We start from the raw sequence: 14,121 nt of genomic DNA, 5'->3' as shown, positions 1-14,121 counted from the left end.
TTAAAAGACAACTGTATTGGTTTAGACAGATAGTTAAAGACTCTCCCACCCCATTCAATTCAAATACTCTAGTGATAAAGTAAGCCTCGTTATTCTGCTATATGAAGTTTTATCTGACTTAATACCAAATACACCATAAAACCTTGCTTGTAATCATGGCATAAAACGCTTCGTAAATATTGCCTTACTATAGCTGATTTTTATAACAAGAAAAAAACTGTGTGAATTAAAATAACTACACATGCGTAAAACAAAAAAGAGCCTCGCTTTCGCGAGGCTCTATAATAATAAAGTAAAGAACGTTTACTTAGTTCTTAACGATTTTTTCAGTCAACTCACCTGCAGAGGTTTCAGCTTTTAGGATGTAAACACCAGCAGAAAGATCTGCTATGCTAACTTGGCTAGCAGATGCGCGCTTTACTTCTTTTCCTAATACATCAAATATTGATACATTCTGTAATTCTACAGAAGAAGGAACATTTAAGTTAATAACATCTGTTGCAGGATTTGGATAAACAGAAACTTGAGAAAGTAACTCTTCATTAACTCCTAACACTTCCATACCAACTAAATCTAAAATAATATTGTTATTTGGAAAACCAGGACCAACATCTGCAGCTGGTGTAGGTATTGCAATACCACAAGCATCAGATGTAAGATAACTTGGAGCATCTTGACCAGCACCATTAATACCTATTCTAATATCATAATTGTCTGGAACAGGTAATGCTTCAGGAAAATCAACACCAATAACTATTTCGGCATCAGCAGAAACAGATACTGGGGTATCAAGAGTAACTTCAAAAAGGGTGCCATGATCTGCTACGGTAGCTGATAAATCTTGAGAAGCAATTTCAATTAAAGTTCCATTTGGAAAAACACCATCAGAAACATAAAATCTCACTGTAAAAAAAGAAGTTGGATCGGTTCCTCCAACATCTTGAAATGATATAAAGAAGTTAGCTCCTTGAACCTCAAAATCTCCTGAGATACCAAAATTTGCAGGCACATAAGATCTATAGAAAATATTATCACTTGACCCTTCATCTCCGGTTTGTGGCACCTGATCTGGATCGCTAGCACATGCAACAGAACCAGTTTCAAAAAGGGTATTATCTGTTGAATGTGACAGCACTGTTTGTGCTGTTGTAAATGCTGTTACCGCTAAAGCAGCAACCAATAAAGTAATTTTTTTCATAATAAAAAGTTTAAAGTTTAATATTCTTCTAACAAATATAGTAAAGTGATTTAAATTAAAAAGCTTTTAATCACAATTAATATGTTAAAAAACTAAAAGAAAAAAATGCTAGGACATGCTATATTTGTTGAAAAGAATACTCAAAAATGAAAAAGTATATATCTATTTGTTTTCTATTTATTGCATTGAATTCATGCAATACAAATAACACTAAAAAAGACAAAGAGTCAACTACCGTTTTTGAAACATCTAACGGCACAGAAACAAGTACCTATACCCAAGTAATGGAATTTTACCAAACTCTGGCAGATAACTATACTTCCATCGCCATGTATACCATGCAGCAAACTGACTCTGGTGAGCCTTTAACATTAGTAACCTTTAATCCTAACCGCAGCTTTGAGTCTGAATTTAAAAATCAAAAAGATAAAGTTGTTATTCTTATCAATAATGGTATTCATCCGGGTGAACCCGATGGCATTGACGCCACAATGTTGATGCTCCGTGATTTGGCAGAAGGAAAAATAGAGGCTCCAAAAAACGTTATTATTTCAGCAATACCCGTATATAATATTGGAGGCGCTTTAAACCGAAATAGCGACAGCCGTACTAACCAAAATGGTCCTAAGGAATATGGCTTTCGTGGAAATGCCCGTAATTACGACCTTAATCGCGACTTTATAAAGGCAGACACCAAAAATGCGAAAGCTTTTATCAATCTATTTCGTACTGTAAAACCAGATGTTTTTATAGACAATCACGTGAGTAATGGCGCCGACTACCAATACACCCTTACTCATTTGTTTACTCAACATAATAAATTAGGCGGTGAATTAGGCACCTACACACAAAATGCATTAATGCCTCAACTAGAGGATTCTCTTCAACAGAAAAAGTGGGACATCACGCCTTATGTAAATGTTTTTAACCGGACACCAGAAAGTGGCTTTTCACAATTTAAAGACTCACCTCGTTATTCCACTGGATATGCAACTCTTTTCAACACACTAGGTATGATGGTAGAGACCCATATGCTAAAACCCTATAAAGATAGGGTTGAAGGCACTTACGAACTTATGAAAAGTATGATTAACATCGTAGACAAAGATGCTGAATTAATACACCAACTCCGTAATTCTAACCAATTGACCTATAAAGCTGGTGTTACGTATCCGGTACAATGGAAAATTGATAGCAGTAAAACATCCACACGACAGTTTAAAGGGTATGAAGACCAAATGATTGACAGTAAAATTACCGGCTCTAAACGTTTAAAATATGACCAAAATAAACCCTATACAAAAGAAATAACCTATTACGATTATTTTAAACCAAAGGCATCTGTTACTATTCCAAAATCTTATATTATCCCTCAAGGCTATTGGAACGTAATCGATTTATTGAAACAAAATAAAATTGAACTTGAAAAAGTAAAAAAGGATACAGTTATTACAGCAGAAGTATATAAAATTGAATCTTATGAAACTGTAAAAAAACCTTATGAAGGCCATTATTTACATTATAACACTGAAGTCTCAACTAAAACGGAAGCTATTAAAGTTAAGAAAGGAGATTATATAGCAAAAACCAATCAAGAAGGCGTACGCTACTTAGTTGAAACCTTAGAACCTACCGCTACTGATTCGTTTTTTAACTGGAATTTTTTCGATGCCATTCTACAACAAAAAGAAGGTTTTTCACCCTATGTATGGGAGGATAAAGCCGAAGTTTTTCTAAATGAAAACCCAGCGGTAAAAAAAGAGTTTGAAGCTAAAAAAGAAAACGACCCTAATTTTGCAAACAACTGGTATGCACAGTTAGATTGGATACATAAACAATCGCCTAATTATGAAACATCACACCTTCGTTACCCGATCGTTCGGGTGGGTGGTTAAATATTCCTTCGGAAATAGTAATTTAATGTTTTCGTAGCTTTTAGTTAAAGCTTTTTGGGATTTTTCGAAGTTTTTCCACTTCGCTTTTTTAATCCCCTCTTTTTCTTCTGGTCTAAGTTCGCCTTCATAATTACTATACATATTATACCAATATGTAACTTTTAACTTAAACTTTCCATTCCGTTTAAAAACATGGTAGGTTTTCATTAAAAATTCTCGTATTTCAAGATCTTGCACTCCAGTTTCTTCCATTACTTCCCGCATAGCAGCTTCTTCGTGAGTTTCTTTCTTTTCAATTTTACCTTTTGGCAAATCCCACTTTTTATTACGGTAGATAAAAAGAATTTCTTGCTTATCATTAAAAACCATACCTCCAGCCGCTTCAACTACAGGTAGTTTTTTCCGAAGAAATCGCTCTAGCTTCTCTTCGTTTTTATGGTAGAGATTCACATAAAGCAATTCACCTTTGCTTATTTTTTTAACCAGTTTCTTAAACCTGACTAGATTAAGTGGTATGGAAGTGTATTGTTCGCCAATATTTTCTTCAGTTGAAAGAATTATGGGGATATCTTTAACAAAAACTTTATACATTTGCAGTATGATTTTAAACAAAGAAACCGCGCAAAAAACGGCTGAATTACTATTGCAAATTAATGCAATAAAATTACAACCACAAAACCCGTTTACGTGGGCATCAGGATGGAAATCTCCAATTTATTGTGATAACCGTATTACATTGTCCTATCCCATCATAAGGAATTACCTTAAAGAAAACCTAGCAAAACAAGTAGAGATACTCTACGGAAAGCCCGATATCATTGCCGGGGTAGCTACAGGAGCCATAGGCATTGGAGCTTTGGTGGCCGACATTTTAGGACTTCCTTTTTGTTATATTAGACCCGAAACAAAAAAACACGGTAGGCAAAATAAAATTGAAGGGTTTGTAGAGGCAAATCAAAACGTGGTGATTATTGAAGACCTTATTAGCACCGGAAACAGTAGTTTATTAGCAGCAAACGCTTTGAAAGAGGCAAACTTGAACGTAAAAGGAATGCTCGCTATATTTACATATGGTTTTGACGTTTCTGAAGAGAATTTCAAAAAAAATAATATTGAACTCCATACGTTGAGTGATTATAATCACTTATTGCAACAAGCCGAAAAATCCAATTATATTTCTTCCATGGAAAAAACATTGCTTTCTACATGGCGCATGGATCCTGCTAATTGGAATCCACAATTAAAATAAAAACAAACCAAGCATATACTACCAAATGAACTTAACTAGTAAAAAAGTAACCGTAAATAAATCAGGCGAAGAACTTTGTCTATTTTTAAGTGATGTAAAAAACTTTGAGCAATTAATGCCAGAAAACATCAGTAAATTTGAAGTAATCAGGGATAATGCTTTTGTTTTTGCTCTTAAAGGTATGCCCGAAATTGCTCTGGAAGTAAAAGAAACGAACCCGCCCAACGAAGTAGTTTTAGGTGCTATTAGCGACAAATTGCCTTTTACGTTAACCGCCAATGTGGAACCTATTGATGAAACTACATCAAAAACCGAGCTTTTATTTGAAGGTGACTTTAACAGTATGATGGCTATGATGATAAAAAGCCCTATTTCAAAATTTCTGGAAACGCTTACCACCAATATGGAAAAGCTTTAATAGACCTATATTTATTAAAGTTTACTTTTCCTTCCCTTGCTAAGGGAAGGCGGCCCGAAGGGTCGGAAAGGTTTAAAGCCGAAATTCTATTCAATAGACTTACATTCAGTACAAATCCTCCAAGCCTTTAATACAACAATCTAATTTCCTTCATTTGAAAGGACTCCAACTCTCCACTTTCATGTTCCACTAATAGGGCACCAGAATCCATAATGCCAGTTATAACGCCATTAAAGCGTAAACCTGAAGGACGTTCAAAAGTTGAGACTTTATTTTTTCTGAAAAGAGAAGCTTCGTATTCTTGTTTTATCTTCTGAAAATTAGCCACAGGAATACTTCTTAATCTTTTGAGCACACTTTTAACAACCGCAAGAAACACTTCATCTATATCAACTTTTTTTTCAGTCGCCATTCTTATGGAAGTGGCTGCTGGCAGATTTTCAAAACTTGTTTCATTTACATTTAACCCAATCCCTGAAATGCAGGAGGTTATAGCTGTATTTTGCAGCGTATTTTCAGTTAAAACACCACAAAGCTTTTTAGAACGTGACAAGATGTCGTTTGGCCATTTTATAGTTACATTTGGAACTTTTATTTCATTTAACACATCTTTTACCGCCAAAGCTGTTAGCATAACTAATAAAAATTGATTTTCAGCAGGCAGGTTGGCAATACGCTTAAACACACTAAATGTAAGGCTTTCACCCGGATTAGATTGCCAAGTAGACGCTCGTTGTCCCCTCCCTGCAAGCTGATTTTTTGCGTGCACTATTACTTCATCTTCCAGTGTAACTTCCTTGTTTAAACTTTTAAGGTAGGTGTTAGTTGAGTCAATGGCATTAAGTTTGATTATCTTCACTTGTAATAAATTATTGCTATATCCTTTTTTTTAGGGTATCAAGAAACAAAAAAGTAATAACTTTGCGAAAATTAAATTAGGTTAATGTCGAAGAAAGAACAAGAAACAGATCAACTTATTACTCAGATATTAAAAGGAATTGAAGATGTAAAAGGGAAAGATATTGAAATTCTGGACCTTAGGGATTTAGAAAACACTGTTTGCGATTATTTTATCATCTGCAATGGTGCCTCAAATACACAAGTTAACGCCATTGTTAACTCCATTCAAAAAACTGTTAGTAAAGCATTAAAGGAAAAACCTTGGCATGTTGAAGGAAGCAACAATGCCGAATGGATACTAATGGACTTTGTGCACGTAGTAGTGCATGTATTCCAAAAACATATTCGGGAATTTTACGATATAGAAGGATTATGGGGAGACGCCAAATCTGTTAAAATTGAAACAACTTACTAAAGAAACAAAGCCTTATGGCATTAGAAAATAAAAAAAAGGGCGATAAACCCCAAGGTAATAAGCCTGAAAAGAAAAAACCAAAATTCAGTAATTATTGGATTTACGGAGCCATATTCCTATTGTTTATGGGAATTCAATTTTTTGGCGGCGGCAGCTGGGCGCAACCTGAAAAGACTACCAAATCACAATTTGAACAGTTTTTGAGAGATGGTGATGTTGCAAAGGTCAAAATAGTAAATCATAAAGTTGCCAAGGTTTTTTTAACACAAGAAGCCAAGAACAAAGATGTCCATACAAAATCCACAGGTTCTGGAATGTTAGATCCTGGTCCTAACGAACCAAATTATCAATTTGAGTTTGGTGATGAGCAGAATTTTGAAAATGACATTAATGAAATAAAAAAAGAAAACAATCTTGACACCCAGCTGGTTTGGGACACCGAAGAAAACATGTGGGGTGACCTTTTAATAACCTTACTGCCATTTGTTGTAATTATAGCAATTTGGATTTTTATCATGAGAAGAATGTCATCTGGCGGCGGTGGCGGTGCTGGCGGACAAATATTTAACATTGGTAAATCAAAAGCAAAACTCTTTGACGAAAAAACCGATGTTAAAACCAGCTTTAAAGATGTTGCAGGACTTGAAGGTGCCAAAGAGGAAGTACAAGAAGTCGTTGATTTCTTGAAAAATCCTGAAAAATACACCGCATTGGGTGGTAAAATACCAAAGGGAGCCTTATTGGTAGGCCCTCCAGGTACTGGTAAAACACTATTGGCTAAAGCCGTTGCAGGTGAAGCTAAAGTTCCTTTTTTCTCGCTTTCTGGTTCAGATTTTGTTGAAATGTTCGTAGGTGTTGGTGCATCGAGAGTTCGTGACCTTTTTAAACAAGCAAAAGAAAAATCTCCTTCTATTATATTTATAGATGAGATAGACGCTATTGGTCGTGCTAGAGGGAAAAGTAATTTTGGAGGATCAAACGACGAACGTGAAAACACGCTTAACCAATTACTGACCGAAATGGATGGTTTTGGAACTAATACAAACGTTATTGTCGTTGCGGCAACAAACCGTGCTGATGTATTAGATAAGGCATTAATGCGGGCTGGACGTTTTGATAGACAAATTTATGTAGATTTACCTGATGTACGCGAACGTAAAGAGATATTTGAAGTACACCTTCGTCCTCTAAAAATTGACGATACATTAAATACAGACTTTCTAGCTAAACAGACACCAGGGTTTTCTGGAGCCGATATTGCTAATGTTTGTAACGAAGCTGCATTAATAGCTGCTCGAAAGGAAAGCAAAGCAGTTGGTAAACAAGATTTCTTAGATGCTGTAGATCGTATTGTAGGTGGCCTAGAAAAGAAAAATAAGATTATAACTCCAGATGAGAAAAAAGCAATAGCTTTTCACGAAGCTGGTCACGCAACGATAAGCTGGATGCTGGAACATGCTGCACCACTTGTTAAAGTAACTATTGTACCTCGTGGACAATCATTAGGGGCTGCTTGGTATTTACCAGAAGAGCGTCTAATTGTTCGACCTGAACAAATGCTGGACGAAATGTGTGCTGCCCTTGGTGGTAGAGCCGCAGAGAAAGTAATATTCAATCAAATTAGTACGGGTGCACTTAGTGATTTAGAAAAAATTACTAAACAAGCTCGGGCTATGGTTACTATTTATGGCCTTAATGAAAAGGTAGGGAACCTTACTTATTATGATTCTAGTGGACAAAATGAATATAACTTCAGTAAACCATATAGTGAGAAGACCGCTGAATTGATAGATAAAGAAATTTCTAATCTTATTGAAGCCCAGTACCAAAGAGCACTCGAACTCTTAGAAAAAAATAAAGATAAGCTAACTGAACTTGCTGAAGAGTTACTTGAAAAAGAAGTAATCTTTAAAGAAAGTTTAGAGCGTATTTTTGGCGAACGTCCCTTTAAAAAAGATATAGAGAATAAAAAGATCGAAAAGGAAGAGAACGATAAAGGAAATCAAGAAAGTGAAGAAGAGAAGGTGGCTAGCAACTAGGCCACCTATCTTTTTTTTATCACAAACTTTGGTTTTAAGTATCTATTCTTCCCGTTAGATTTCATATATTTGAAGTTAAACGTATTACGAACTCCTCAACAAACAATGAATGGGTCTGTTTAAAAGACTTTTAAATCCTAACAAAAACAAGTCAGATGAAAAAGCTAAAAAATCTGATACAAGCAAATATTACCCAGAAGAAAAGCTTCCTATAGATGAAAAATTCACCTATAATTTCAACAAAAATGGTGGTAAATTTTTATACTGCGAATCTATAAATGAAGTTTTAGAAGCATTTGACAATATTTTAATTGAAAATGACTGGTATGAGCGTGATGTTTTTTGCGTCGATAAAAACCTATCTTCACGTTTTGACGGATTTAATTTAAATTTCACAACAAAAGGAGGCAGCACTTTCTTTTTAACCACATGCGAATCTTTAGTTGGCAAAAACGGATCTATATTATTGTCTTCTAATCAAATCAAAGAAAAAAAACTAAACGAACTACCATTTAATTTTGTTGTTTTTGCCACTACTAGCCAATTGGTCGACACCATCAGCGAGGGGCTACGCATCATTAAAAATCGCAATACCAAACAAATTCCTACCAATATCACTACTATTCAGGACTTTGAAACTGACAAAGAAAAGGACTTTATGAGTTACGGAAGTAGCACAAAAAACCTATATTTGTTGCTATTGGAAGACCTATAATATGAAGGAACTCATTGTGCGAACCCTATCGGGTGTGCTATACATTTCGATAGTTATTATTTCTATGTTTACCTCGCACGAATGGTTTATGGGCCTATTTTTCATTCTTTCCATAATTACTCTAAGCGAATTTTTAAAGCTAGTACATCTAAAAAGTTATCTCGCCTACGCTTTACTGGCAGGGCTTTTATACTTTTTTAGCTATTCAATATTCGATATAAATGCAGTAAACTTATTACTTATTCTTTGCTGTTTTGTAAATCTTTTTCTTTTAAAAGATGTTCTCTGGGTAAGTAAAATACCTATGTTTCAAAAGAAAAAATACGTTGCCATTATATTATATTTAATAAGTGGATTTGTTTTTTTAACCCTTATACCCGTTTATAACGAAAGCTTTATTCCTGAGATAATAGGAGGCGTATTTATTTTAATTTGGTTTAATGACTCATTTGCCTATATAGTGGGTAAAAACTTTGGCAAAAGAAAACTTTTAGAACGAATTTCACCTAATAAAACTGTTGAAGGCTTTATTGGCGGTTTAGTTGGGGCTATTCTAGCAGGTTTTCTTATATTTAAGTGTTTAGAAATTTACAAACCAGAACTAACTGTAGAGTTCACACTAATTATCTGGGTAATAATGGCAGTTATAGCCTCCGTTTTTGGCACTATTGGTGATTTAATACAATCTAAATTTAAAAGACAAGCTGGTGTAAAAGACAGTGGAATATTAATGCCTGGACACGGTGGATTGTACGATAGGCTTGATAGTATCATTTTTGCTAGCCCATTTATTTACGCTTTTTTACAAATAGCTTATTATGTTTCATAAAGAAGGTCATAAAATCATTTTAATAGCACTTGCAATTTGCATTGTACTAAGCCTTGTAGCCGATTATTTTGTCGGAAATTCCTTTATAAAAGGAGGAATTGTTATCTCATTGATTGTGCTATTGGTGTTGATTCTCCAATTTTTCAGAAATCCAAAACGCAATTTTATAACAAATGATGGCCAAGTGCTATCCCCTGTTGATGGGAAAGTAGTTGTAATCGAAGAAGTTTTTGAAAAGGAGTATTACAACGAGAAACGCATACAGGTTTCTGTATTTATGTCTCCTGTAAACGTTCATGTAACTCGATATCCTGTTGGTGGTAAAGTAGTCTATAGCAAATATCACCCTGGTAAATTTTTAGTAGCATGGCACCCAAAATCTTCTGAAGAAAATGAACGCACCACTGTTGTTGTTAAATCTAATGAATTTGGAGATGTATTGCATCGACAAATAGCAGGTGCTATGGCAAAACGTATTGTAAATTATGCTGAAGAAGGACAAACTGTTAATCAAACTGATGACAGCGGTTTTATAAAATTTGGCTCGCGGGTAGATGTTTTTTTACCTTTGGATGCAAAAATTGATGTTTCCTTAAATCAAAAGGTTACAGGAGGAATTACCATATTGGCTTCAAGATGAATGATAAAGAATTAGATACTGCCTTTCAAAAAGCCGTCGATAGTATCAATGAGCACACTGAGCCGTTTCCTGCAGATGTTTTGTTACGACTCTATGCTTATTACAAAAGAGCCACTAGCGATACCGATTCTGCACGAAGCAGCAAACCCCTTATTTCTGCTTTTAAAACCAATGCCCTATTTCAAACACAGGGTATGACAACACGCGAAGCAAAACTAAAATACATTGAAGCAGTAAACACGTATTTTCTCTATCGTAAATAAAAAAGCTTCAATTATTTAAAGTTGAAGCTTTTAAACTGTAATTAAATTTTTATCTTATTGTTGCTGTGCTTTGTTGAATTTTATTTCATATTCATCAATGGCTTCCGCAATTTTATCAACATTAGCCGATGCCTTTTCGTGCGCAGCTTCCATCGCTTTTTCTAACTCTTTGTCAGGATTCTGAAAAAGATCGGTTATTACGTGGTTAATTTTGTCAATAATGCTCTCTTGGCTGTTTTTAATGTCTTCCAACTTATTCAACATGCCTTGCATTTGGTCATATTTAGCTTGATCCATAATTTATATTTTTACTCAAATTACAGCCAAACAATTGGTTTTAAAAGAAAATTAACGCCTTATTTATAGGAAATTAAGAGAATTTAACGCCTTTCAGCTATTTTAAAGAAGCTAAACTGGCTTTTAGTGTTTCTATTTTAGCCAATGCATCTGCTTCCTTATTTTTTTCCATCGCTACTACTTTTTCAGGGGCGTTGTTTACAAATCGCTCATTTTTAAGTTTACCTTGAACACTTTTTAAAAAGCCTTCCGTATATTTAAGTTCTTCACTCAATTTAGCTATTTCATCTTCTACATCAATCGCTCCCTCAATAGGCACAAAGTATTCATTGCTTTTAACCCTAAAGGTTAATGCTCCTTCTATTTTTTCTGAAACATATTCTAACTCGGAAAGATTTCCCAGTTTCTTTATTACCGAATCAAAAGTAGCTTCTGCTTTTTCGTTATTGATCACAGAAACCGAGATAGTATCTTTAAATGAAATATTCTTTTGTTTTCTAATAGTACGAATCCCTGAAATTACTTCCGAAGCAAATTCGAAATCTTTTATCAGTTTTTCATCAAAATCCATATCGGTTGGCCATTCAGCAACTATCAAAGCTTCTTCTTTAGAACGAGGGGTAATACTTTGCCAGATTTCTTCAGAAATAAAAGGAACAAACGGATGTAATATTTTAAGGTTATCCTCTAAAACAGCAATTACTTTTTTAAACGTTGTGGCCGAAATTGGCTTTCCAAACCCTGGTTTCACCATTTCTAACAACCAAGAACAGAAATCATCCCAAACTAGCTTATAAGTAGCCATTAGTGCATCACTAATTCTGTACTTGCTGTAATGGTCTTCAATTTCAGCGATGGTTTTTGCAAACTTATTTTTATACCAATTGATGGCAATGGCATCGGTTTCGGTTTCTGCTTTTTCTTCGGAAATTTCCCAACCGTCAATTAATCGATAGGCATTCCATATTTTATTTACAAAACCACTCCCCTGCTTACAAAGGTCCTCTTCAAACATTAAATCGTTCCCAGCAGGCGAACTTAATAACATCCCAACACGCACACCATCGGCTCCGTATTTATTCATCAACTCGATAGGATCTGGTGAATTTCCTAAAGACTTACTCATCTTGCGGCGTTGTTTGTCGCGTACAATTCCAGTTAAATAAACACTGCTAAACGGTTTTTCATCACGGTACTCATACCCTGCGATAATCATTCGCGCTACCCAGAAAAATAAGATTTCGGGGGCGGTCACTAAGTCTTTTGTAGGATAATAATAGTTTATCTCATCATTATCGGGCTCCAGAATTCCGTTGAAAACACTAATGGGCCATAACCAAGACGAGAACCAAGTATCTAACGCATCGGCATCTTGAATTAAATCGGTTGCTTTTAAAGCTGCATTACCCGATTTTTCTTTAGCTAAATGCAACGCCTCTTCTACACTTTCTGCCACAACGAAATCTTCTTTCCCGCTTCCGTAATAATACGCAGGGATCTGGTGTCCCCACCATAACTGACGCGAAATATTCCAGTCGCGGACGTTTTCCATCCAATGGCGATATGTATTGATGAACTTTTCAGGAACTAATTTAATGTCTTTTTCAAGTACAGAATCTAAAGCAGGTTGTGCTAATTCTTTCATCTTTAAGAACCATTGATCGCTCAGTTTCGGCTCGATAACAGCTCCAGTACGCTCGCTCGTCCCAATTTTATTGGTGTGTTGTTCTACTTTGTCTAAAACACCTAATTCTTTTAATTCGGCAACAATTTCTTTTCTAACCACAAAACGGCCTTTTCCTTGAAAATGTAGACCATGTTCGTTTAGGGTAGCATCGTCGTTTAAAATATCGATTACATCCAAATTGTGCTTATCACCTAACATTTTATCATTCTCATCATGCGCAGGGGTAACTTTTAAGCAACCGGTACCAAACTCAAGATCTACATATTCATCTTCAATAATAGGTATTACTCGGTTACAGATAGGCACAATTGCTTTCTTTCCCTTTAAGTGCGTAAAACGTTCATCATTTGGGTTAATACAAATAGCAGTATCGCCTAATATAGTTTCAGGACGTGTGGTAGCAATGGTTAGCGACTCATCACTTCCTTCAATTTTATAATTTAAGTAATATAAATTTCCTTGTTTTTCAATATGAATTACTTCTTCATCAGATAAAGTAGTTTTAGCCTGCGGATCCCAGTTTACCATTCGGTATCCACGATATACGTGTCCTTTTTTATATAAATCGACAAAAACCTTGATTACAGACGCTGACATATCGTCATCCATCGTAAACTTAGTACGCTCCCAATCACAAGAAGCTCCCAATTTTTTTAGTTGGTCTAAAATGATCCCTCCGTGTTTGTGCGTCCATTCCCATGCGTGTTCTAAAAAATCTTCGCGTGTCAGGCTATTTTTATCAATCCCTTCGCTCTTTAATTTAGCCACAACTTTGGCTTCGGTGGCGATAGATGCGTGATCCGTACCCGGAACCCAACAAGCGTTATAGCCTTTTAAGCGAGCACGCCGTATCAACACATCTTGAATGGTATTGTTAAGCATATGCCCCATATGCAACACTCCTGTTACGTTAGGAGGTGGTATTACAATGGCATATGGTTCTTTTTCGTTTACTTCGGAATGAAAATATCCATTCTCCATCCAATGGCTATACCATTTGTTTTCAATATCTTGAGCATTATATTTTGCCGCTACTGCCATAATTTGGTCTAATTTTTGAACTATAGCCTACAAAAGTAGCTATATCTGCAAGATTATAAAAGTGAATAAGTTATTTTGCAGATTGTAGGAAAGATATGTACCTTAGCATACTCTAAATTTTAGAAATCATGAAAAAATTAGCATTAATTGCATTTGTAGCGTTTTTTGGATTTGCCGCCAATGCACAAGCAAAATTTGAATTTAAATCTGAAACCATAGACTACGGCGAAATCGCAAAAGGAAGCGATGGCGTTCGTGTTTTTGAATTTACCAACACTGGTGATGAGCCATTAGTGGTAACCGATGTTAAGTCTAGTTGCGGTTGCACCGTACCTAAAAAACCAGATGGCGCTGTTGCTCCAGGTGAGTCTAGCAGTATTCAAGTAAAATACGATACAAACCGCGTAGGTCCTATTAGAAAAACGGTAACAGTTTATTCTAATGCCGATGAGCCTGTTAAAGCCCTTAAAATAAAGGGGACTGTCTTATCAGATAGTAAAAGTGTTTTAGAAAAAACAAAGTAATTAACACTACA

The 14,121-nt window shown here is 35.3% G+C and carries 15 protein-coding genes; 10 read left to right on the top strand and 5 right to left on the bottom strand.

Features of this window, described 5'->3' with window-relative positions; translation table 11 throughout:
* Positions 1–307: 307 nt before the first annotated feature.
* Complete coding sequence (locus DZ858_RS07705) at positions 308–1,198, bottom strand: T9SS type A sorting domain-containing protein (RefSeq protein WP_117158983.1); 891 nt, start codon at positions 1,196–1,198, stop codon at positions 308–310.
* Positions 1,199–1,344: 146 nt separating this feature from the next.
* On the opposite strand from DZ858_RS07705, the gene DZ858_RS07700 reads away from it, so the two are divergent.
* Entirely contained in the window at positions 1,345–3,093 is a 1,749-nt protein-coding gene (locus DZ858_RS07700) for a M14 family metallopeptidase (RefSeq protein ID WP_117158982.1), read from the top strand.
* Here the strand turns inward: DZ858_RS07700 and DZ858_RS07695 are convergent.
* Positions 3,055–3,684, bottom strand: a complete 630-nt coding sequence (locus DZ858_RS07695; protein WP_117158981.1) for an NUDIX hydrolase — start codon at positions 3,682–3,684, stop codon at positions 3,055–3,057. The genes DZ858_RS07700 and DZ858_RS07695 overlap by 39 nt on opposite strands.
* 7 nt (positions 3,685–3,691) lie before the next feature.
* Here DZ858_RS07695 and pyrE point away from each other — a divergent pair, with 7 nt between their 5' ends.
* Complete coding sequence (gene pyrE, locus DZ858_RS07690) at positions 3,692–4,342, top strand: orotate phosphoribosyltransferase (protein WP_117159556.1); 651 nt, start codon at positions 3,692–3,694, stop codon at positions 4,340–4,342.
* A gap of 25 nt (positions 4,343–4,367) precedes the next feature.
* Positions 4,368–4,760 carry an SRPBCC family protein gene (locus DZ858_RS07685; RefSeq protein ID WP_117158980.1) on the top strand — a complete coding sequence of 131 codons (393 nt, stop codon included), beginning with the start codon at positions 4,368–4,370 and terminating at the stop codon, positions 4,758–4,760.
* 127 nt (positions 4,761–4,887) lie between these two features.
* Here the strand turns inward: DZ858_RS07685 and DZ858_RS07680 are convergent, their stop codons facing one another.
* On the bottom strand, positions 4,888–5,619 hold the full coding sequence (locus tag DZ858_RS07680) for a biotin--[acetyl-CoA-carboxylase] ligase (protein ID WP_117158979.1): 732 nt from the start codon (positions 5,617–5,619) through the stop codon (positions 4,888–4,890).
* 84 nt (positions 5,620–5,703) lie between these two features.
* Between DZ858_RS07680 and rsfS the strand changes: the two genes are divergently transcribed.
* From rsfS to DZ858_RS07650, 6 genes are all read left to right on the top strand, one after another.
* Positions 5,704–6,075 (top strand): ribosome silencing factor, encoded by a 372-nt coding sequence (gene rsfS, locus DZ858_RS07675; RefSeq protein WP_117158978.1) that lies wholly within the window; start codon positions 5,704–5,706, stop codon positions 6,073–6,075.
* Between the two features lie 14 nt (positions 6,076–6,089).
* Positions 6,090–8,114, top strand: a complete 2,025-nt coding sequence (gene ftsH / locus DZ858_RS07670) for an ATP-dependent zinc metalloprotease FtsH (protein WP_117158977.1) — start codon at positions 6,090–6,092, stop codon at positions 8,112–8,114.
* 109 nt (positions 8,115–8,223) lie between these two features.
* On the top strand, positions 8,224–8,829 hold the full coding sequence (locus DZ858_RS07665; protein ID WP_117158976.1) for an LUD domain-containing protein: 606 nt from the start codon (positions 8,224–8,226) through the stop codon (positions 8,827–8,829).
* A gap of 1 nt (position 8,830) precedes the next feature.
* Positions 8,831–9,658: a phosphatidate cytidylyltransferase gene (locus DZ858_RS07660; RefSeq protein ID WP_117158975.1), complete on the top strand. Its 828-nt coding sequence runs from the start codon at positions 8,831–8,833 to the stop codon at positions 9,656–9,658.
* A complete protein-coding gene (locus DZ858_RS07655) occupies positions 9,648–10,298 on the top strand; it encodes a phosphatidylserine decarboxylase family protein (RefSeq protein WP_117158974.1) in 651 nt (216 codons plus the stop codon). Before DZ858_RS07660 ends, DZ858_RS07655 begins: the two co-directional genes overlap by 11 nt.
* Complete coding sequence (locus DZ858_RS07650) at positions 10,295–10,561, top strand: acyl-CoA-binding protein (RefSeq protein ID WP_117158973.1); 267 nt, start codon at positions 10,295–10,297, stop codon at positions 10,559–10,561. The genes DZ858_RS07655 and DZ858_RS07650 overlap by 4 nt, the downstream gene beginning before the upstream one ends.
* Positions 10,562–10,615: 54 nt before the next feature.
* Here the strand turns inward: DZ858_RS07650 and DZ858_RS07645 are convergent, their stop codons facing one another.
* Together DZ858_RS07645 and DZ858_RS07640 are read right to left on the bottom strand one after the other, a co-directional pair.
* Positions 10,616–10,858: a hypothetical protein gene (locus DZ858_RS07645; protein WP_117158972.1), complete on the bottom strand. Its 243-nt coding sequence runs from the start codon at positions 10,856–10,858 to the stop codon at positions 10,616–10,618.
* 97 nt (positions 10,859–10,955) lie between these two features.
* The gene (locus DZ858_RS07640; RefSeq protein ID WP_117158971.1) at positions 10,956–13,586 is read right to left on the bottom strand and encodes a valine--tRNA ligase; all 2,631 of its coding nucleotides are present in this window, start codon (positions 13,584–13,586) and stop codon (positions 10,956–10,958) included.
* 128 nt (positions 13,587–13,714) lie between these two features.
* Here DZ858_RS07640 and DZ858_RS07635 point away from each other — a divergent pair, with 128 nt between their 5' ends.
* Positions 13,715–14,110: a DUF1573 domain-containing protein gene (locus tag DZ858_RS07635; protein ID WP_117158970.1), complete on the top strand. Its 396-nt coding sequence runs from the start codon at positions 13,715–13,717 to the stop codon at positions 14,108–14,110.
* Positions 14,111–14,121 lie beyond the last annotated feature (11 nt).

Origin of the sequence: Marixanthomonas ophiurae (assembly GCF_003413745.1) — a bacterium.
GTDB lineage: Bacteria > Bacteroidota > Bacteroidia > Flavobacteriales > Flavobacteriaceae > Marixanthomonas > Marixanthomonas ophiurae.
Note: the sequence above shows the minus strand (reverse complement) of the source record. Positions and strands in the feature narration are given on the sequence as shown.

What these genes read in the sequence shown, in the direction of transcription:
- DZ858_RS07705 (WP_117158983.1), bottom strand. Translation starts at nt 1,198, where the DNA reads ATGAAAAAAATTACTTTATTGGTTGCTGCTTTAGCGGTAACAGCATTT.
- DZ858_RS07700 (WP_117158982.1), top strand. Translation starts at nt 1,345, where the DNA reads ATGAAAAAGTATATATCTATTTGTTTTCTATTTATTGCATTGAATTCA.
- DZ858_RS07695 (WP_117158981.1), bottom strand. Translation starts at nt 3,684, where the DNA reads ATGTATAAAGTTTTTGTTAAAGATATCCCCATAATTCTTTCAACTGAA.
- pyrE (WP_117159556.1), top strand. Translation starts at nt 3,692, where the DNA reads ATGATTTTAAACAAAGAAACCGCGCAAAAAACGGCTGAATTACTATTG.
- DZ858_RS07685 (WP_117158980.1), top strand. Translation starts at nt 4,368, where the DNA reads ATGAACTTAACTAGTAAAAAAGTAACCGTAAATAAATCAGGCGAAGAA.
- rsfS (WP_117158978.1), top strand. Translation starts at nt 5,704, where the DNA reads ATGTCGAAGAAAGAACAAGAAACAGATCAACTTATTACTCAGATATTA.
- ftsH (WP_117158977.1), top strand. Translation starts at nt 6,090, where the DNA reads ATGGCATTAGAAAATAAAAAAAAGGGCGATAAACCCCAAGGTAATAAG.
- DZ858_RS07665 (WP_117158976.1), top strand. Translation starts at nt 8,224, where the DNA reads ATGGGTCTGTTTAAAAGACTTTTAAATCCTAACAAAAACAAGTCAGAT.
- DZ858_RS07660 (WP_117158975.1), top strand. Translation starts at nt 8,831, where the DNA reads ATGAAGGAACTCATTGTGCGAACCCTATCGGGTGTGCTATACATTTCG.
- DZ858_RS07655 (WP_117158974.1), top strand. Translation starts at nt 9,648, where the DNA reads ATGTTTCATAAAGAAGGTCATAAAATCATTTTAATAGCACTTGCAATT.
- DZ858_RS07650 (WP_117158973.1), top strand. Translation starts at nt 10,295, where the DNA reads ATGAATGATAAAGAATTAGATACTGCCTTTCAAAAAGCCGTCGATAGT.
- DZ858_RS07645 (WP_117158972.1), bottom strand. Translation starts at nt 10,858, where the DNA reads ATGGATCAAGCTAAATATGACCAAATGCAAGGCATGTTGAATAAGTTG.
- DZ858_RS07640 (WP_117158971.1), bottom strand. Translation starts at nt 13,586, where the DNA reads ATGGCAGTAGCGGCAAAATATAATGCTCAAGATATTGAAAACAAATGG.
- DZ858_RS07635 (WP_117158970.1), top strand. Translation starts at nt 13,715, where the DNA reads ATGAAAAAATTAGCATTAATTGCATTTGTAGCGTTTTTTGGATTTGCC.